Consider the following 19308-nt stretch of genomic DNA (forward strand, 5'->3'; position numbering starts at 1 on the left):
ATAACGTCACCGTCACGCCGCCATCCCGATCCCCCGAAATGAAAGGCGCCTCATGCTCAGTGTGATGGCAGCTACGAGTTTGGCACTGTCGCTCCTCGTCGCCCCCGAGGCGCCGAGCACCGCGGATGTCGTTCCCCCCGGCAAAATCACCGTCGACGTGGTGACGGTCAACGGTTCCGGTTGCCCCGCCGGAACAGCCGCCGTCGCGGTCGCGGACGACAACACGGCATTCACGGTCACCTACAGCGACTACACCGCGCAGGCCGGTTCCGGATCGGCTCCGACCGACTTCCGCAAGAACTGCCAGCTGAACCTTCGCGTGCACTACCCGCAGGGCTTCACCTTCGGGATCGCGAAGGCCGACTACCGCGGGTTCGCGTCGTTACCCAGAGGCGCGAAGGGCATGCAACGCGCCAGTTACTACTTCTCCGGTTCGTCCTCCACCGGCACGAAGTCGCACGACATCCCCGGCCCCAAGGTCGACAACTGGCAGTTCACCGACTCGACCGAGGTCGCGGAGATCGTCTACGCGCCCTGCGGCATGGTGCGCAACCTCAACGTGAACACCGAGGTCCGCGTGTTCACGAACAGCTCGAACCAGCCGGCGTTCGTGTCCATGGACTCGACCGACGGCAGCGTCAACACCCGCTACCAGTTCGCCTGGAAGCGATGCTGAGCCGAGTTGGTCACAGAGCGCTCCCGGCGTTCTACCCAGAGTGAGCGCCGGGGCGTCTCGCCGTGACCGGGTCGTGACTTTTGACGGGTGAGTCAACCAGGGCATTGCTTCCCGCGTATACCCATGTAGATTCCCGCACACCGCGACGGCCATTCGGGTGACCGTCGATGGATCGCGCGCCGCACGCGAACGGAGGCTGCATGCCGGTGAACGCCCAGACTGCACAGGTCGACGACCTGACACTCATCGCGCTGCCCACCGCGGTGAACTGCGCAGATCTGTTCGTCCGCTTCACACTCGGCGAGTGGCGCCTGCGGAACATGGTGGACGACTGCTCCAGCGTCGCGTGCGCGCTCGTCGAAGCGGCGATCGAGTCCGCCGATCCCAAGACGTCGCGCCTGATCACGCTGCGTCTGCGGTTGAGCGGCGACTACCTGGTCGTCGAGCTCGAAGCGGCCCGCTTCACGATGCCGCCGACCTCTCCCGACCTGCGCACCGGCGAGCTGCAGCTCGGTGGCGGGGTCAAGCTGATCTGGTGCGAGCTGCCGCTGCCGACCGGCGTCAACGCGAACGCCGTGCCGCTGCCCCGGCGCGAGAAGCGCCGCTCCCCCGCGGCCGAGGCGCTGGGCGACGAGCCGGACGTCGATCCCGAGCTCATCCAGCGCATCCTCTTCGGCCTCGGCGGCTCGATGGGCGGCGGACCACAGAGGTAGCCGGCCGTCCCATCGGCAGGACATCGATGAACCGGTGTAGTTCGAGTTTCACCCGCAAGGGCGCGTCCAACGGTGGACGCGCCTTTGTCGCATCAGCGGGTTCACAATTGTGGACACTTCACCAATTGAGTTCCCCGGCCCGGACGGCGTTACGCCCGCCTGGGCCTGTTACATTCTGCGCGGCGTTCCGACCACAGCGTTCCTGAATGGCGTTCTTTCGGTACGGACGGCAATTCACCGACGACGCTTCCGGCTCGCCCATCAGTACGGTGACCGATTGACCACAAATAGTGACAAATGGCCTCAGCACATTGACTTGAGCCGACGCGACCCAATGTTGCTCTGGTTGGCGGACGTCCATTAACACCCTTTCCGATACGGTCTCGTGTCACGCCGCCCGACATGTCCTGCACATTCGGAGAGGTGTCTCATGATTAGCGCGTTGGCTGCGGCCGCCCTGGCTCTGTCCACCATCACCATTCCCCCGGTCGCGGATCCGCCCCCGACGGGCCAGATCACCATCGACGTCATCACGGTCAACGGCTCCGGCTGCCGCCAGGGCACGGCCGCCATCGCCGTCTCCCCCGACAACAAGGCTTTCACCGTCACCTACAGCGACTACCTGGCGCAGGTCGGCCCGCAGGCCAAGCCGACCGATTTCCGCAAGAACTGCCAGCTCAACCTCAAGGTCAACGTGCCGGGCGGGTTCACTTTCGGAATCGCCCAGGCCGACTACAGAGGATTCGCCCAGCTGGAAAAGGGGGCGAAAGGCACGGTCAAGGCGAGCTACTACTTCCAGGGAATGTCGGACACCGACCAGCGGTCGAAGACCTTCAACGGCGCGCTGAGCGACAACTGGCAGGTCACCCACAAGACCGATGTCGCCTCGATCATCTACCACCCGTGCGGTGAGAAGCGGAACTTCAACATCAACACCGAGCTCCGCGTGGAGAAGGGAACGTCGGACCCGAAGAAGACCAGTTTCATGGCCATGGACTCGACCGACGGCTCGATCGAGACGATTTACCACTTCGCGTGGAAGAAGTGCCCCAAACCGTAGGTGAAAGCGTCGCAGAGCAAGGCCGCCGGGCCCCTCGGTCTCCCGCCAGATGAGACCGAGGGGCCTCCTCGTTGTGCCGGTTCCACAAGGTCAAGTAGCCTTCGAACGCAGGCGTCAATGCGTTTCTCTTGCTGGAGGAATTCGTGCGACCGATCGACGCGGCGGTGGATCCGGAATGAATGCCGACACCGTGGTCTTCGACCTCGACGGGACCGTCGTGGACACGGTCACCGGAATCACGCACGCCGTGAACACCGCGTTGCGCTCATTCGGCCTGACCGAGGTCGACGACGACGAAACGCGGAAGTACGTCGGTCTGGGCGGCAAGGCGTTGGTGCGAGCGGCTCTGCAGAAGGCCGGAGCCCCAGAAGAGCTGGCTCCGGCCGTGCAGGAGGCGTACCTCACCGCGTACGCCGACGACCCCGGGCACCTGGCCCGTACGTATCCGGGTGCCGAGGACCTGCTGACGCGGCTCAGGGCACGCGGGGTGAGACTTGCCTTGTGCACCAACAAGTCCGCCCGGATCACGGGCGGGATGCTGGACGCGCTCGGCCTCGGCGAGGCGTTCGACGCGGTGGTGAGCGGCGACGAACTGCCCTACCGCAAACCGGATCCGCGGCACCTGCTCGACTCGGTCCGGCGCGCGGGCGGCACGGCGGCACTGATGGTCGGGGACAGCATCAGCGACGTCCAGGCCGCCCGCGCGGCGGGCGCGCCCGTCGTCTGCGTGTCGTTCGGCTACGGAATCGCCGGTCTGGAACCGGATTCCTGGATCGACAGCTTCGACGACTTCGAGTCAGATGTTCTGGTTCGCGAAGCCCTTGGTCGCGATCTTTGACAGCATCGCCTGCCACACCGACGAACTGGTGTGCGGGTCACCGGTCACGCCGAGCGCGGACTTGAGGCCGTTGAACGCGTTCTGCGTGTTGGTGCCCCAGATGCCGTCGATCGCCAGGCCCGCGGCGCGGAAGTTGTTGCACACGGCCTGCACGAACTTGGTGTCGGACTCGGAGTCCTTCAGCACGCGCACCGGCAGGCCGCCGAAGTCGGAGTGGATGTGGTCGTGGTGGTCGGCGTTGTACCAGCCGTCGAGCACGTACCGGAACCGGCGGCGGCACACGGCCTCGGTGGCGAGGTAGCGCTTGCGGATCGCCGCGTTGGTCGAGGCGTGCGCCTGGTCGAGCGGCGAGATGGTGTTGCCGCCGGACCAGCGCACGTGGTCGAGGTCCATGGCGGTGCCGGCGCCGTGCTGGCCGGGCTTGTCGACGTAGAAACCGGCCGAGACGATGTAACTGATCGAGCCGTAGCTCGACGACAGCGAGCGCAGGTCCCGGATCCACGCCACGAGCGCGTTGTAGAACGCGTCGGTGCACTGCCAGTTCCGCGGGGTCGTGTTGCCGCGGTCGGAACGCCAGTAGTAGACGGGCGTGCCGTCGATCTTCTGGAACGTCATCATCGCCAGCGCGCCGGCCTCGGCCGCCCGGATCTCCGACTCGGTGTGCTGATCTGCGAGCTTCGGGTCGGCCGCGGCCAGTCCCGGAGCGATGGTGGACAGGCCGGCGAGACCGGCGACGGCCGCCGCACCCGTGACGAAGCCGCGCCTGGTGACGTCTTTCTCGAACACCTCGAACACCCCAGTTCTCCCTCTGCGTTCTTGCGGTGCGAGGGAGTCTAGGGACCCCGATCAGCCCGGGGAATGCGCGCTGACCTGCGCTTTTCCTTCGCCTTTACCGCACGTCACCGAGCACGCGGATCAGGCTGCGCTCGGTCTCGGTGCCGAGTTTCTCCAGTGCCAGCTTCGCCACCGGCGCCCCGAGCTTCGCCAGTCCCGCGAACTCCAGGTGGGCGTGGTAGGCGATCCTGGTCGTGCCCGGCGTCGCCCCCGCGGTGATCGAGATGTCGTCGGTGGCGGTCGCGGTGTCGTTGCGGCCGACGAACCTCAGCCCGTCCTTCTCGTCCCGGGTGAGCTCGTAGACCAGCTCGGTCCTGCGGCCCAGGAACGTCGACACGGTGTGCCAGCGCGAGCCGACCTCGACCGGGCCGTCGTCGAGCCTGATGCAGGACACCGTGCCGGGATCCCACTGCTCGGTGCGGCCGAAGTCGCGCAGGTACTCGACGACGCCCTCCGGCGAGGAGGCGACGGTGAAGGTCCGCTCGACGTCGACGCCGGACGTGGCCGGCGCGGTGAACGCCTGCGGCGCGAGGCGGAGGCGGTACTGGTCGACCAACTCCGCCTGACCGGCGGCCCGGCGCAGCAGGCGGTCGAAGCGTTCGGCGTCGGGCAACGTCTGCAGCGCACGCCACATCGCGGCCTTGCCCTCGATGCCGATGCGCAGCGTCTCCAGTTCGAGGACGTCGCTCAACGGCGAGCGGCCGAGCAGCCGCCCGTTGAGCTTGAGCCGGCCGGCCTTCTCGGTGAGCCAGCCGATCGCGGCCTTGTGCGGCCGCGGTTCGACGCCGTACGAGCGCATGACGTCGAGCAGCTCTTTCCGGTCGGCCTCGATGTCGTCGGCCAGCGCGCGCAGTTCCGGATGCGTGCGGCTGATGCGGCGGGCCAGCTCGGTGCCCGCCATCGCGCCGGCCAGGTGGTCGTTGAGGTAGATGCCCAGCAGCTCGGTGTTCACCTGCGCCGGGTACCCGCTCACGGCCCTGCCGGACCCAGTTGGTAGCCCTGGTTCCACAGGGTTTTGATGACCAGGCCGAGCGGGGCGATCCGGCGCCGCAGCCGCATGATGTGCAGGTGCAGCGCGTTGCTCGTGTCGCCGTCCTTCGTGGGCAGGCAGAGCAGCAGGTCCTCGCGCGAGGTCAGCGAGCGGAAGCGTCTCAGCAGCTCGGCGACCAGCGCGCGTTCCGTCGGTGAGAGCACCACGGAACGCGAACGGAAGCGCAGGATGCCGGACATGTCCAGCTCCGGCACGGCGTAGCGGGCCGCGCGCGCCCGCAGCATCGCGATGCGCACGGCGAGGTCCTGCTGCGGCACCGGCGCGCGGACCCAGTCCTCCCGCATGTCCGTGAGGACGGGCGCGGGCACGTTCTTCTCCAGCACCAGCAGGCACAACGTCCCGCTGCGCTGGCACGCCTCACGTGCCGCCGCGTCCACCGGCCACCGCACGACCTCGACGGGCAGTTGGTTCACCAGGTTCGACATTCGTCCACTTCCGCGGTGTGGCTTCGGCTTCCGCGGACGCTAGCCGCGCCTGCTATTTCCGCTCTATCGCATGCATCGGCTCCAGGATGATCGGCTGCGCGCGGCGTCCGGTGAGGATGTTCCAGCCCCACTGCGCGAGCACCGCGGCCCGGTTGCGCCACCCGACCAGGAACGCGATGTGCACGACCGCCCAGGCCGCCTTGCCGATGAGGCCCTTCAGCCGCAGCTTCCGGATGTCCGCAACGGCGTCACCAGGCGAAATGGTCGCCATCGTGCCGAGGTCGAGGTACTTGAACGGCTTGGCCTCGCGCCCGTTCAGCCGCGCCTTGATCACGCGGGCGACGTGGTGGCCCTCCTGGATCGCGGGCTCGGCGATGCCCGGCAGATCGTTCAGGTTCACCATGTCGCCGATCGCGAAGACCTCGCGGGTCACCGAACAGTCCGAGGGATTCACCAGAATCCGGCCCTTGCGGTCGACCTCGGCCCCGTACGCCTCCGCGAGCCCGCGCGCCAGCGGCGACGCCTGCACGCCCGCCGCCCAGATGATCGTCCGCGCCTCGATCCGATCGCCGTCCTTGGTGGTGATGCCGGTGTCGTCGATCGACTCGGCCATCGCACCGGTCAGCACCGTGACGCCCAGCTCCTCCAGCTTGCGCCGGGTGTGGTCGCGCAACGGCCCGGAGAACGGCGGCAGCACGTGCGGCGCGGCGTCCAGCAGCGTGATCCGGATGTCGCGCGGGTCGATCTCCCGGAACTGCCCCTTCAACGCCCGGCGCGCCAGGTCCGCGAGCTGCCCGGCCAGCTCCACCCCGGTCGGTCCCGCCCCCACCACGGCGAACGACAGCCACTCCTTCGCATCCCCGGCCGCCACCGCGGTCTCGAACGCCCGCAGCAACCGCGACCGCAGGTCGACGGCCTGCTCCAGGGTCTTCATCGGCGGCGCGACCCCGGCCCACTCGTCGTGCCCGAAGTAGCTGTCGCGCGCCCCCGCCGCGACGACCAGCGTGTCGTACCCGACCGTGCGCGACGTGCCGTCCGGCAGGTCGACGTGGACACCGCGGTTCTGCGCGTCGAATCCGGTCACCTCGCCCAGCAGCACCTTCGCGTTGCGCTGCTTGCGCAGGACCGCCCGGAACGCCGGCGCGATGTCGCCGGCGGGCAGCAACGCCGTGGCCACCTGGTAGAGCAACGGCTGGAACAGGTGGTGGTTCGTGCGGTCGATCAGCGTGACCTCGACGTTCGCGCGCTTGAGGCCGCGCACGACGTTCAGGCCGCCGAACCCGCCACCGACAACGACAACTCGGTGCGTACCCATGCGGGTCGCATACCCGCCGGCGCCGGGTGTCATGCGGCGGGCGGGGCATGGCCACCCGGTGCGCTGGACCACAGCCACCCCGACCCCGCCGCGCCACCGCAAGCCGTGCACGTCAAGCAGGGTCCGGCACGCCGTCCCGTCCGGCACCCGAGCGCGCCAACGCGGCCCCGCATACCCGCTCCACCCGCCGGGTATCCGCGACCATGACCACCACCGCTGACCAGTCGCTCTGGCTGTCCGCCCTGCCCGACCGCCCGCGCCCGCCGTTGACCGGCAAGCACGCCTACGACGTGGCCGTGGTCGGCGGTGGCATCACCGGTCTCACCACCGCCCTGCTGCTCAAGCGCCGCGGCCTGAGGGTCGTCGTGCTGGAAGCCGGGCGTGTGGCCTCCGGCGTGTCCGGCAACAACACCGCCAAGGTCACCGCGCTGCAGTCCACTGTGTACTCCCAGATCCGGCGTGCGCACGGTCTCGCCGCCGCCACCGACTACGCCACCGCGTCCCAGGCGGCCGTCGCGCAGGTGGCGAGCCTCGTCGAGCTCGAAGGCATCGACTGCGACCTGCGGCGCGCCCCCGCGGTCACCTACGCCTACACCGAAGCCGAGGTGCGCGACGTCGACCACGAGCTGATCACCGCCCGCCAGGTCGGGTTGCCGGTGCGGGCGAGCGTCGACGTCGGCCTGCCGTTCGAGGCGCACGCGGCGATCCGGCTGGACGACCAGCTCACCCTGCACCCCGTGAAGTACCTGCTGGGCCTGGCCGACGCGATCGACGGTGACGGCAGCGCGGTCTGCGAGCACAGCCGCGTGCTGGACGTGAGCGGCACCCTTCTGTCCACTGCGGACGGTCAGGTGGACGCGAACCAGATCGTGATCGCCACCCACTTCCCCACGCTGGACCGCGGTCTCTACTTCGCCCGCATGGAGCTGACCCGCGCCTACTGCATCGCCGCGCGCGTCGCGAACCCGCCGCAGGCACTCGCGATCAGCACCGGCAGCCCGTCGTGGTCGATCGCCGCGCACGGCGACAAGCTCATCCTCGCCGGGCAGAGTCACGCGACCGGTCAGCCCGCGGTGGAGCCGTTCCGGCGGCTGGAGGACTTCGCCCGCCAGCACTGGCAGGTCGAGGAGATCACGCACCGCTGGTCGGCACAGGACCCGACCGCGTACGACCACCTGCCGATGATCGGCAGCTACACGCCGGGCAGCACCACGATCTTCACCGCCACCGGGTACATGAAGTGGGGCCTGACCAGCGGCACGTTCGCGGCCTCGCTGCTCGCGGACCTGGTGACCGGCAAGCCGAACGACCTGGCCGAGAGGTTCAGCCCGCACCGGTTCTCGCTCAAGTCGTTGCCGGAGCTGGTGCGCAAGAACGCCGAGGTGGCGGCCGAGTTCGTCGGTGACCGCGTGGTGCCCGCCGACGCCACGTCCAGCGAGAACCTGCCGCCCGGCCAGGCTCACGTGGTGCGTGACGGTCTGGGCAAGATGGGTGTCTACCGCGACGAGGAGGGGCATCTGCACGCGGTGTCGATGCGCTGCACGCACCTCGGTTGCCTGGTGCGGTTCAACGCGGCCGAACGCAGCTGGGACTGCCCGTGCCACGGGTCGCGGTTCGACGTGGACGGCGAGGTGCTGGAGGGACCGGCGACCCGGCCCCTCCCCAAGCGCAAGCCGCGTTAGCTCTTCGACACCAACGTGAGCACGTCGTAGCGAGCGACCGACTCGCCCTTCTGGTTCACCACGTCGGCGTCCCAGCGGACCTCGCCGTAGTCCTGGTCCTCGCGCGGCGTGATCTGCTTGGCCGTCAACGTCACCGTGAGCGTGTCGCCGGGGAACGTCGGTGTGAGGAACCGCAGGTTCTCCAGGCCGTAGTTCGCGAGCACCGGGCCCGGCTCCGGCGACACGAACAGGCCCGCCGCGAACGACACCACCAGGTAGCCGTGCGCGACCCGGCCGCCGAAGAACGGGTTGGCCGCGGCGGCCTCCTCATCCATGTGCGCGTAGAACGTGTCGCCGGTGAACTCCGCGAAGTGCTCGATGTCCGCCATCGTCACCTCACGCGGCCCCGCGACGACCGTGTCGCCGAGCCGCAGCTCGGCCAGCGTCTTGCGGAACGGGTGCACCGAGTCGTCGCCGCGAGGCGCCCCGGTGACCCAGCGGTTCGTGACGGCGGCCAACGTGCGCGGGCTGCCCTGCACGGCCGTGCGCTGCATGTGGTGCAGCACGCCGCGCATGCCGCCCATCTCCTCGCCGCCACCGGCCCGGCCCGGACCGCCGTGCACCAGCATCGGCAGCGGTGAGCCGTGTCCGGTGGACTCCCCGGCGTCCTCGCGGTCCAGCACCAGCAACCGGCCGTGCCACGGCGCCACGCCGATCACGACGTCGCGCACGAAGTCGGTGTCCGCGGAGACGATCGAGCCGACCAGCGAACCGGAGCCCCGCGCCGCCAGCGTCACCGCGTCGTCGGCCGACGAGTACGGCAGCAGCGTCGACACCGGCCCGAACGCCTCGACCTCGTGCGGCTGCACGGCATCGGCAGCCGCGCGCAGCAGCATCGGCGACATGAACGCGCCGCGCTCGGCATCAGCGTCCACAAGGGACAGTGGACCTTCGCCGTAGACGACCGAAGCGTTCTCCTGCAACGCCTTGAGCGACCGGCGGACCTCCTCGCGCTGCTCCAGGCCGGCCAGCGCGCCCATCTTCACCGACTTGTCGGCCGGGTTGCCGATCACGACCTCGGCCAGCCGGGCGGACGTCGCCTCGGCCACCGCGTCCATCAGCTCGGCGGGCACCAGCGCACGCCGGATCGCGGTGCACTTCTGGCCTGCCTTGGTGGTCATCTCGGTCACCAGCTGCCCGACGAACAGGTCGAACTCCGGCGTGCCCGGCTGAGCGTCCGGCCCGAGGATCGAGCAGTTCAGCGAGTCGGCCTCGGCGTTGAAGCGCACGGACGACCGGATCACGGCCTGGTGCGTGCGCAGGTGCTGGGCGGTCGATGCGGACCCGGTGAACCCGACCAGGTCCTGCGGCGTCAGGTGGTCCAGCAGGTCTCCGGCCGAGCCGCAGACGAGCTGCAGCGATCCCTCGGGCAGCAGACCGGAGCCGAGCATCAGCTCGACCAGCTTCTCGGTCACGTAAGCGGTCTGCGAGGCGGGCTTGATCAGCGACGGCACCCCGGCGATGAACGCGGGCGCGAACTTCTCCAGCGGCCCCCACATGGGGAAGTTGAACGCGTTGATCTGCACCGCGACACCGCGCAGAGGCGTGCAGATGTGCTGACCGACGAACGTGCCGCCACGGCCCAGCGGCTCCACCGCGCCGTCCACGAAGACCTTGTCGTTCGGCAGCTCGCGCTTGGCCTTGGACGCGTACCCGAGCAGCACGCCGAAGCCGCCGTCGATGTCGATCCACGAGTCGGACCTGGTCGCGCCCGTGCGCGCGGACAGCGCGTACAGCTCGGCCTTGTGCTCCTTGAGGTACAGCCCCAGCGCCTTCAGCAGCTGCGCGCGCTGGTGGAACGTGAGCTCGCGCAGGGCGGGTCCGCCGACCTCGCGGCCGTACCGCAGCGCCGCACCCATGTCGATGCCCGCGGACGAGATCCGCGCGATCTCCTCACCCGTGACGGCGTCGTGCAACGGGGCGCCCTCGGCGTCCGGCGTGTGCCACCGACCCGAGACGTAACTGCGCAGCAAGCCCATCGAGCCAACCCTTCTCGCGCTGGGCCGGCGGGTCCGCGCCGACCTCGTTCCCGCACCGTAGCAGTCAGGCCGCCACGCGGCCTCTGACCTCCAGGTACACCGCGCGGACCTCCAGCGTGCGCTCGACCTTCTCCAGCACGGGCGCGAAGAACCGCTGCCGGTGCTCGGTGTCGCTCATCGAGGTCACCGAGAAGTACATGCTGCCGAACGCCGCGAACAGCGTCGCGTTGCGCAACATCGCCGACGGCACACCTGGGAACACCGACATGTTCGCGGGCGCTCCGATCCACTGCTCGGCGATGGCGGGTGTGACGACGATCAGGCCCAGCACCACGAAGAACGCGAACAGCGCGAGCCCGATCACCGCCGCCTGCACGAGCTGGCGGATCGCGAGCATCACCAGCAGGTTGCGCAGCTGCCGTCCGTTCAACCGCTTGGGCGGCAACGGTTCCGCGAGCTCGATCCCCGCCAGCGGCGTGCCCTTGCAGGCGAGGGCCAGCACCTCGGGGCGCAGGTCCTGCTCGACCCTGCCGATCTCGTCGCGCAGGCGGGCGGCGGCCGCGAGCACAGTGATCGCGACGAACATCAGCACGATCAGCGACACCCGCGGCCACCGCAGCTGGTTCATCGCCTGCCACAGCTCACCGGTGAAGAACAGGAACAGCGTCACGAACAGCATCGGCGGCAGGGCCCTGCCGAGCAGGTGCACGCTGTTGCGCAGGTCGGCGATCACGTGCCGGATGGCTGCCTTGAGCAGCGCGCCCAGGCCGTAGGTGGTGGCCAGCATGGTCGCCACGAAGGCCAGGCCGAAGAAGGCGACGAACCACAGCGGGACGACCCACCAGTCGTGTGGGTCAGCTCCAGGCGTGATGATGTCGTCGTTGACCACGTACTGCAGCAGCGGCACGATCACCGGCATCGCCGCGTACGCCGCCAACAGCACGACGGTCGTCTGACGGGAGAAGCTCGGCAACCGCCGTACGAACACCGAAAGCAGGATCCACGCGGACACCATCACCGCGACGATCACGCCGAGCAGCACCCACTTCGACAGCCCGGTCGAGCGCAGCAGCACCAGCCACGCGAGGCTGCCGACGGCGACGAACGTCAGCGCGGGCAGCATCCGCGGCAGCACGTGCGACCGGAAGCCGTAACCCTCGATCATCGTGGGCGCGCCCTGCCGCACGAACCACTGCTCAGTGCGCCGCACCACCACCGCCGCCGGGGAGACCACGGCGGAGATCATGCCTCACCGCTCGAACAACCGCGCCATCACGCTGAAGTAGTGCGTCGGGGCGATCCGGGCGAGCGCGTCGAAAACGTACGCATCGGGCCCGACCAGGATCCGCGCCTTCCCGCGTTCGACCCCGCGGTGGATGATCTCCGCGGCCTTGTCCGGGGTCGTCAGGGCGACCTTGTCGAAGTCCTCGGCCATCTGCTCCAGCGACCGCCCACGGCCCTCGGGGTCGCTGTGGATGCGGGCGTTGCGCACGATGTTGGTCTTGATGCCGCCGGGGTGGACGGTGACCGCGGAGACACCGGTGCCGCGCAGCTCCTGGCGCAGCGCGTCGGTGAACCCGCGGACGGCGAACTTCGCGGCGCAGTACGCGCTGTTCCTCGGCATGCCGAGCAGCCCGTACACGCTGGAGGTGTTGACGATGACGCCGTAGTTCTGCTTGACCAGCAACGGCAGGAACGCCCGCGTGCCGTTGACGACGCCCCAGTAGTTGATGTCGAACAGCCAGGAGTCGTCCTCCGGCCGTGCGTTCAGCACGGTCGTGGACGTGGCCACGCCCGCGTTGTTGAACACGGCCGCGATCGGCAGGTCCAGCCAGTCCTGGACCTCCCCGGCGAACCGGTGCACGTCGTCGGCGTCGCGCACGTCGAGCACCCGGCACAGCACCGGACCGTCCAGCGACTTCGCGGTCTGCTCCAGCCCGGCCTCGTCGACGTCGGCGAGGACCACCGGGCAGCCGTGCCGGGACAGTCGCTGGGCGAGGCTGCGGCCGATTCCCGACGCGGCCCCGGTGATCACGGCCGGACGACCGGCGATCTTGCGCACCATGTGACCAGTAGATCACCAGGGGCAAGCGCCCTACTGGCGCAGTTCGGGGAACTGCTCGTCCCTCCACTCCACCGCGTCGATGCCCTTTTCCTCCCGTGTGCGCAGATCGACCCGGCGGATCTTGCCGGACACCGTCTTCGGCAGCTCGGCGAACTCCAGCCGCCGGATCCGCTGGAACGGCGCCAGGTTCTCCCGCGCGTGCCGCAGGATCGCGAGCGCCGTGTCCCGGTCCGGCGGCCAGCCCGCGCTCAGCGCCACGTACGCCTTGGGCACCGCGAGCCGCAACGGGTCCGGTGCCGGCACGACCGCGGCCTCCGTGACCGCCGGGTGCTCGATCAGCACGCTCTCCAGCTCGAACGGCGAGATCTTGTAGTCCGACGCCTTGAACACGTCGTCCGTGCGCCCGATGTAGAACAGGTAACCGTCCTCGTCACGGGAGGCGATGTCGCCCGTGTGGTAGTAACCGCCGGCCATCGCCTCGGCGTTGCGCTCGGGGTCACCGTGGTAGCCGGTCATCAGCGACATCGGCCGTTGCCGCAGGTCGATGCAGATCTCGCCCTCGTCCGCCGGTTCGCCGGTGATCGGGTCGACGAGCACGACCGGGACGCCCCGCACCGGCCGTCCCATCGAACCGGGTTTCACCTCGTCGCCGGGCAGGTTGCCCACCGACAGAGTGGTCTCGGTCTGGCCGAAGCCGTCCCGCAGCGTGAGGCCCCAGTGCTTCCGGACCTGTTCGATCACCTCGGGGTTGAGCGGCTCGCCCGCCGCCACGACCTCCCGCAGCGAGCCGGGTCCTGAGCTGAGGTCGGCCTTGATGAGCATCCGCCACACGGTCGGCGGCGCGCAGAACGTGGTGACGCAGGCGTCCTTGATCTGGGCGAGCAGCTCGGCCGCGTCGAACCGCGTGTAGTTGTGCACGAAGATCGTCGCTTCGGCGATCCACGGCGCGAAGAAACAGCTCCAGGCGTGCTTGGCCCAGCCGGGCGAGCTGATGTTGAGGTGCACGTCGCCCGGCCTGATGCCGATCCAGCGCATGGTCGTGAGGTGCCCGACCGGGTACGAGGTCTGGGTGTGCTCGACGAGCTTGGGGCGGCTGGTGGTGCCGGAGGTGAAGTACAGCAGCAGCCGGTCGTCCGCCTTCGTCTGCGGGTGCGGCAACGGGTCGTCCGGTGCCTCGGCGGTCTCGGCGTAGTCGAGCCACCCCGCCGCGGCACCGCCGACCGCGATCAGCACCGGTCCGTCCTCGAACTTGCCGGCGTCCTCGGCGCGGGCGATGACGTGCCGGACGTCGCCGCGCCGCAGCCGGTCGGCGAGGTCGGCCGGTCCGAGCGCGGTGGTGGTCGGCATGATCACCGCGCCCAGCTTCATCACGGCGAGCATCGACTCCCACAGCTCGACCTGGTTGCCGAGCATGATCATCACGCTGTCGCCCTTGCCGACGCCGTGCCCCGCGAGCCAGCGCGCGACCCGGTTCGACCGGTGGCGCATCTCGTCGTAGGAGTAGTCGCGGCCCGTCCCGTGCTCCTCGACGATGTGCAACGCCGTGGTGGCGTTGCCCTCGGCGATGTGGTCGAACCAGTCGTGCGCCCAGTTGAAACCGGCCTCGAAGCTCGGCCAGCGGAACGCCGCGGGATCGGTGAGCATCAGGTCGCGGGCCGCGCGGTAGGTGTCGTGACTGGACATGCGCAGAGGGTGCGGAGACCGGGGGCCATCGGTATACCCCCGTACGGGGGTGCACCCCTTTTCGAGGGTGCTCTCGTCGGCGAGACTGCGGGCGTGCTGCCAGACCGCTTTCAGGCGCTGCTGCCGCAACGCCTGGACATGCTCCGCCGCGCGACCGGGTTGCCCGTCGTGTTCGGCGGCGCCGTCACGCCCGGCCGCAGCCTGGTGCTCAGCTCGTTCTACGGCACGCACAGCACGTCGTTGCACGGGCTGCGCGTCGGCACCGGACGCGGCCTGGGCGGCACGGCGATCGCGATGGGCGCGCCGGTGCGGGTGAACGACTACGCCTCGACCCGCGCGATCACGCACGAGTTCGACCAGATGGTGGTCGTCGACGAACGACTCACCTCGGTCTTCGCCTACCCGGTCACGGTTCGCGGCACCGTGCACGGCGTGCTCTACGGGGCCGTGCGCGGGCACACGACCGTCGGCGACCGGGCGATCAGGATGGCCGGCGCGATCGCGCACGGCCTCGCGGGGGACCTGGACATGCCTTCACTGCACACCCAAGCCGCGTTGCGGGAACTGGCCGAGGTCACCCGGCTCGTCGGTGACCCGGCGCTGCGCGAGCGGCTCCGCAAAGTGCACCAGGACCTCGGCGGCGAGACCCCGGTGACCGTCCCGAGCGGACTGACGCCGCGCGAACTCGATACGCTTCGGCTGGCCGCGGTGGGTGCGTCGAACCGGGAGATCGCCGATGAGCTCGGTCTGAGCACCGAGACCGTCAAGGCCTACCTCCGCGGTGCGATGCGCAAGCTGGGGGTGCACAACAGAACCGCCGCCGTCCACGCGGCGAGGTCGACGGGAGCGCTGTAGAGGATGTCCTGGTTCGAGAAGGCCGTGATCGGCACCGACCGCCTGCTGTACAAGCTGACCGGCGGCAAGGTCATGACCGTCTCGCTGAGCAAGCAGACCGGGCTGACGTTGATCACGGTCGGCGCCAAGTCCGGTGAGCAGCGCCTGAACCAGGTGCAGTACGTGGCCGACGGCGACGGGATGCTGGTCGTCGGCTCGAACTGGGGCAAGCCGCACCACCCGGCGTGGACCGCGAACATCCTCAAGAACCCGGACATCCAGGTGAACCTGCGCGGCGACGTCCGCGACGTGCGGGCGAGCTTGCTGCAGGGGGCCGAGCGCGAGGCCGCCTGGCGCAAGATGGTGGCGGCCTGGCCGGCGTTCGAGGACTACGTGGCCCGCTCAGGAGGCCGCGAGCTGCGGGTCTTTCGCCTCACTCCGCGCTGACTCCCAGGCGAGCCAGACGCAGCCGGCCAGCACCAGCACGCCGTGCGCGATCCGTGCCGCCGGCGGCGTGAAGAACTGCGGCAGGAACAACGCGAACCCGGCGGCGAACAGGATCGACGCCGTGGTGCGCAGCCTGACCGCGACCATGACCGCCGCAACGCCCATCGTCACCAGCCCGACCGCGAAAGTCGTGATGGCGACGGGGTTGTAGCGCACGGCCTCGGCGAGTTCGAGGAGGTTCGGCTGCCCCGCGATGGCGTGCAGACCGAAGTCCTCCGCCCCGTAGTAGGGCAGCGTCAGGCCGGCGCCGACCCAGAACGTGATCGCGGCCGTCCGGTGGATCTCCAGCAGCGAGATCGCCACCAGGATGAACCCGATCATGGCGAACAGGTGCGCCGCGACCCACGCGCCCGACCCCATCGCGGCGGCCGCCCCCTGCGTCGTGGTTTCGTCCTCCCACGGCCGCAAAGCCGGGTACAGCAGGAAAAGCAGGCCGGCAACGGCGAGCGGAACTCTCATTTCTTCCCCCTGAGGTCGTCGAGGTACATCCGGACGAGCTGGTCGTAGGTGTCGTCGAGGCCTTCCGGCAGACCGAACCCGCCGCTGGACTCGATCGACGCGAAGCCGTGCACGATCACCCGCAGCCGCCGCGTGGCGTGGACGGCTTCGGAGCCCTCCAGGCCGTAACCCCGCAACGTCGCGAGCATGACCTCGATGAGCTTCAGGCCCGCTTCGCGCTGCAGTTCGTCGTGCAACGGGTCCATCGGCATGGCCCCGTACCGCTTCGGGCGTTCCTGCACGTAGGCGCGGTACGCGTGCATGAGGGCCTCGACGGCGTCGTCACCCGACAGCCCGAGCACCGCGCTGGTGAACCTGCCGGTCATCTCCTCCAGCACCCGCACGCCGACGTGCCCGCGCAGCTCGGCGAGGTTCGCGACGTGCTTGTACAGCGAGGGCGTGGCGACACCGGTGCGGGCGGCGACGGCGGCGAGCGTCAGTCCTTCGACGCCCTGCTCGTCGACGAGGTCCAGCGCGGCGTCCACGACCTTCGAGGTGGTGAGACCGGGGCGAACAGGCATAGCTCAAAAGCTAATGCCATTAGCCACCCTCGTCAAGTGGCGTGCCAGCGCCACGAACGTCGTCAGCGCCACCAGCCCGCACACCCCACGCCACCCGAACTGGACGTACGCCCGCACCCCGAGCCACGACCCCACCGCGCCACCGACGTACGCGCAGGTCATGTACGCGGTGTTGAGGCGCCCGCGATGGGTGTCGCTCAGCGCGTACATGCGGATGGAGTTGGCCACCATGCCGCACTGCATGGCGACGTCGAGCACGAGCGTGCCGAGCACCAGCGCGACCACCCCGCCGACGCCGCCCGAGCCACCGACCGCGAGCACCGCGGCCGACCCGATCACCGCGAGCATGCACACGAGGTTCACCGGATCCGAGCCACGCCGGTCCACGATCCGACCGGCGACCGGCGTCGCGGCCATCGTCACGACGTTGACCAGTGCCAGCAGCCCCACCGCCTGCGCGCCGAAGCCGTAGACCGGGCCGGTGAGCAGCAGCGCGACGCTCCCCCACACCGCGCTGAAGGCCCCGAAGACCAGGGCCTGGTAGAGGCACGATCGCCGCAGCTCGGGCTCGCTTCGCAGCAGCCGCAACGGTTCCCGCAGCAGGTCCGGAATGGACTGTCGCGTGTGCGGTTCACTCACTGGCAGCGCGCGCCACAACGCCACCGCCATCACGACCGCGAGCCCCGACGCCACCAGGTACGGCGCACGCCAGCCCAGCCACTCACCGAGCACGCCGCTGACGGTGCGCGCGAGCAGCATCCCGCCGATCGACCCGGCGAGCATCGTCCCGCTGGCGGCACCCCGCTGCTCCGGTGCCACCATCCCGGCGACCATCGGCCCGATGATCGGCGCGATCACCGTGGAGAGCCCGACCGCGACCCCGGCGGCGAAGAGCGGCCCGAGCGACGGCGCGAACCCGGCCACCGCGAGCCCCAGCCCGGTGACGGTGAACAACGTGGCGATCAACGGCCGGTACGGCACCCGATCTCCCAGCGGCACCAGCAGGAAGATCCCGCACGCATAACCGATCTGCGCCGCCGTGATCACCACCGCCGCCTGGTCGGCCGAGATCCGCAACCCCGCCGCCACCAACGGCGTGACCGCCTGCGGGAAGTACACGTTGCCGACCGCCACACCGCAGGCGACCGCCAGCAGCCACCGCATCCCCCGAGTCATGCCGTTCGACGCTGCCGATCTCCGCCACCTGGCGCAACCGAGTTCCGGTGAGAGCGCTCCCACCCTGAGGTAAACATGAAAACGTTTACACGTTGACCGAGAGTCACGGCGTGACAACACTTCCGAACCACTGGGCGCACAACCAAATACCGGAAAGGTCGGTTCGATGCAGCGACGCATCGGGACGGCCCTCGCCGCCGCCTTGTTGGTGGCCGCGGGGATCACCGTCGCCACCACCAGCCAAGCTCCCCCTGCCAACGCGGCGGTGACCTGGGCCGACGAGTTCAACGCCCCTGCCGGCACCGGTGTGGACGGCAGCAAGTGGCAGTTCGAAGTCGGGAACAACAACGGCAACAACAAAGAGTCCCAGTGGTATCAGGCCGGCACCGCGAACACGGTGCACGACGGCCAGGGCCACCTCGTGATCACCGCCAAGCGCGAGAACCCCGGCAACTACCAGTGCTGGTACGGCCGTTGCGAGTACACCTCCGCGCGCATCAACACCGCCGGGAAGTTCACGCAGACCTACGGCCGGTTCGAGGCGCGCATGAAGCTGCCGCGCGGCAAGGGCATGTGGCCCGCGTTCTGGATGCTGGGCGCGGACATCAACAGCGGCACCCCGTGGCCGAACTCCGGCGAGATCGACGTCATGGAGAACCTGGGCCACCAGCTGAACACCGTCTACGGCACCATCCACGGCCCGGGCTACAGCGGCGCGGGCGGCAAGTCCCACGCCTACAACGGCCCGAACTTCGCCGACGACTTCCACAACTTCGCGGTCGACTGGCGGCCGGGCGAGATCGTGTGGTCGGTGGACGGCAACGTCTACGCCCGCAACACGCCGACCGACGTCAACGGCAACCCGTGGGTGTTCAACAAGCCGTTCTTCATCATCATCAACCTCGCGGTCGGCGGTGAGTGGCCGGGCTACCCCGACGGCAGCACGACGTTCCCGCAGCAGCTCGTGATCGACTGGGTCCGCGTCTCCAGCACCGACAGCCCGCCGCCCAGCGGTGGCACGGAGATCCGCGGCATCGGCGGCAAGTGCGTCGACGTGGCCGGTGCCAACACCGCCAACGGCACGCCCATCCAGATCACCGACTGCAACGGCAACGCCGCCCAGAAGTGGAGCCGTCCCGGTGACGGCACGATCCGCGCGCTGGGCAAGTGCATGGACGTCTCCGGCGGCGGCACCGCGAACGGCACAGCGGTCCAGTTGTGGGACTGCAACGGTTCCGGGGCCCAGAAGTGGACCGTCAGCGGGGCGCAGGACATCGTGAACCCGCAGGCGAACAAGTGCCTGGACGCCACCGGGAACTCCTCGGCCAACGGCACGAGACTCCAGATCTGGCAGTGCGGCGGCACGGCCAACCAGAAGTGGCAGGTGTGAGGCCTCTTCCGGAGCGCGGACG

General features: G+C 69.4%; 19 protein-coding genes. 8 read left to right on the top strand and 11 right to left on the bottom strand.

Translation table 11 applies throughout. The features are described 5' to 3' along the window. Positions 1–52: 52 nt before the first annotated feature. From ACWEIJ_RS34730 to ACWEIJ_RS34745, 4 genes are all read left to right on the top strand, one after another. The gene (locus ACWEIJ_RS34730) at positions 53–676 is read left to right on the top strand and encodes a DUF4360 domain-containing protein (protein WP_449841480.1); all 624 of its coding nucleotides are present in this window, start codon (positions 53–55) and stop codon (positions 674–676) included. Positions 677–876: 200 nt separating this feature from the next. Next, positions 877–1389: an ATP-binding protein gene (locus ACWEIJ_RS34735; RefSeq protein WP_355440404.1), complete on the top strand. Its 513-nt coding sequence runs from the start codon at positions 877–879 to the stop codon at positions 1387–1389. Between the two features lie 430 nt (positions 1390–1819). Next, positions 1820–2449: a DUF4360 domain-containing protein gene (locus ACWEIJ_RS34740; RefSeq protein ID WP_449841481.1), complete on the top strand. Its 630-nt coding sequence runs from the start codon at positions 1820–1822 to the stop codon at positions 2447–2449. 175 nt (positions 2450–2624) lie between these two features. Then, positions 2625–3287 (top strand): HAD-IA family hydrolase, encoded by a 663-nt coding sequence (locus tag ACWEIJ_RS34745; RefSeq protein WP_449841482.1) that lies wholly within the window; start codon positions 2625–2627, stop codon positions 3285–3287. On the opposite strand, the gene ACWEIJ_RS34750 is transcribed toward ACWEIJ_RS34745, so the two are convergent. From ACWEIJ_RS34750 to ACWEIJ_RS34765, 4 genes are all read right to left on the bottom strand, one after another. Next, positions 3246–4082, bottom strand: a complete 837-nt coding sequence (locus ACWEIJ_RS34750) for an extensin family protein (protein WP_449841483.1) — start codon at positions 4080–4082, stop codon at positions 3246–3248. The genes ACWEIJ_RS34745 and ACWEIJ_RS34750 overlap by 42 nt on opposite strands. A 94-nt stretch (positions 4083–4176) precedes the next feature. After that, a complete protein-coding gene (locus ACWEIJ_RS34755) occupies positions 4177–5094 on the bottom strand; it encodes an SRPBCC family protein (protein ID WP_449841484.1) in 918 nt (305 codons plus the stop codon). Beyond that, positions 5091–5597 (bottom strand): helix-turn-helix domain-containing protein, encoded by a 507-nt coding sequence (locus ACWEIJ_RS34760; RefSeq protein WP_449841485.1) that lies wholly within the window; start codon positions 5595–5597, stop codon positions 5091–5093. Before ACWEIJ_RS34760 ends, ACWEIJ_RS34755 begins: the two co-directional genes overlap by 4 nt. 52 nt (positions 5598–5649) lie before the next feature. Continuing rightward, entirely contained in the window at positions 5650–7023 is a 1374-nt protein-coding gene (locus ACWEIJ_RS34765) for an NAD(P)/FAD-dependent oxidoreductase (RefSeq protein ID WP_449841486.1), read from the bottom strand. Positions 7024–7115: 92 nt separating this feature from the next. Between ACWEIJ_RS34765 and ACWEIJ_RS34770 the strand changes: the two genes are divergently transcribed. Further along, positions 7116–8594: an FAD-dependent oxidoreductase gene (locus ACWEIJ_RS34770; protein WP_449841487.1), complete on the top strand. Its 1479-nt coding sequence runs from the start codon at positions 7116–7118 to the stop codon at positions 8592–8594. Here the strand turns inward: ACWEIJ_RS34770 and paaZ are convergent. The 4 genes from paaZ to ACWEIJ_RS34790 form a co-directional block, all read right to left on the bottom strand. After that, the gene (paaZ, locus tag ACWEIJ_RS34775; protein ID WP_449841488.1) at positions 8591–10612 is read right to left on the bottom strand and encodes a phenylacetic acid degradation bifunctional protein PaaZ; all 2022 of its coding nucleotides are present in this window, start codon (positions 10610–10612) and stop codon (positions 8591–8593) included. The genes ACWEIJ_RS34770 and paaZ overlap by 4 nt on opposite strands. Before the next feature lie 64 nt (positions 10613–10676). Next, entirely contained in the window at positions 10677–11858 is a 1182-nt protein-coding gene (locus ACWEIJ_RS34780; RefSeq protein ID WP_449841489.1) for a hypothetical protein, read from the bottom strand. A 3-nt stretch (positions 11859–11861) separates the two neighbouring features. Beyond that, positions 11862–12677 (bottom strand): SDR family NAD(P)-dependent oxidoreductase, encoded by an 816-nt coding sequence (locus ACWEIJ_RS34785; RefSeq protein WP_449841490.1) that lies wholly within the window; start codon positions 12675–12677, stop codon positions 11862–11864. 30 nt (positions 12678–12707) lie between these two features. Then, on the bottom strand, positions 12708–14360 hold the full coding sequence (locus tag ACWEIJ_RS34790; protein WP_449841491.1) for an AMP-binding protein: 1653 nt from the start codon (positions 14358–14360) through the stop codon (positions 12708–12710). Between the two features lie 93 nt (positions 14361–14453). Here ACWEIJ_RS34790 and ACWEIJ_RS34795 point away from each other — a divergent pair, with 93 nt between their 5' ends. Both ACWEIJ_RS34795 and ACWEIJ_RS34800 read left to right on the top strand, forming a co-directional pair. Beyond that, the gene (locus tag ACWEIJ_RS34795) at positions 14454–15215 is read left to right on the top strand and encodes a helix-turn-helix transcriptional regulator (protein WP_449841492.1); all 762 of its coding nucleotides are present in this window, start codon (positions 14454–14456) and stop codon (positions 15213–15215) included. A 3-nt stretch (positions 15216–15218) separates the two neighbouring features. Further along, positions 15219–15641 carry a nitroreductase family deazaflavin-dependent oxidoreductase gene (locus tag ACWEIJ_RS34800; RefSeq protein WP_449841493.1) on the top strand — a complete coding sequence of 141 codons (423 nt, stop codon included), beginning with the start codon at positions 15219–15221 and terminating at the stop codon, positions 15639–15641. Here the strand turns inward: ACWEIJ_RS34800 and ACWEIJ_RS34805 are convergent. From ACWEIJ_RS34805 to ACWEIJ_RS34815, 3 genes are read right to left on the bottom strand one after another with little or no spacing between them, the layout of a single operon-like run. After that, positions 15597–16160 carry a hypothetical protein gene (locus ACWEIJ_RS34805; protein ID WP_449841494.1) on the bottom strand — a complete coding sequence of 188 codons (564 nt, stop codon included), beginning with the start codon at positions 16158–16160 and terminating at the stop codon, positions 15597–15599. The genes ACWEIJ_RS34800 and ACWEIJ_RS34805 overlap by 45 nt on opposite strands. Beyond that, complete coding sequence (locus tag ACWEIJ_RS34810) at positions 16157–16720, bottom strand: TetR/AcrR family transcriptional regulator (protein ID WP_449841495.1); 564 nt, start codon at positions 16718–16720, stop codon at positions 16157–16159. Before ACWEIJ_RS34810 ends, ACWEIJ_RS34805 begins: the two co-directional genes overlap by 4 nt. A gap of 3 nt (positions 16721–16723) precedes the next feature. Next, positions 16724–17896, bottom strand: coding sequence for an MFS transporter (locus ACWEIJ_RS34815; protein ID WP_449841496.1), 1173 nt, complete (start codon positions 17894–17896; stop codon positions 16724–16726). Positions 17897–18062: 166 nt separating this feature from the next. Here ACWEIJ_RS34815 and ACWEIJ_RS34820 point away from each other — a divergent pair, with 166 nt between their 5' ends. Next, positions 18063–19286, top strand: a complete 1224-nt coding sequence (locus tag ACWEIJ_RS34820) for an RICIN domain-containing protein (RefSeq protein WP_449841497.1) — start codon at positions 18063–18065, stop codon at positions 19284–19286. Positions 19287–19308: the final 22 nt, after the last annotated feature.

This window comes from Lentzea sp. NPDC004789, assembly GCF_053601075.1.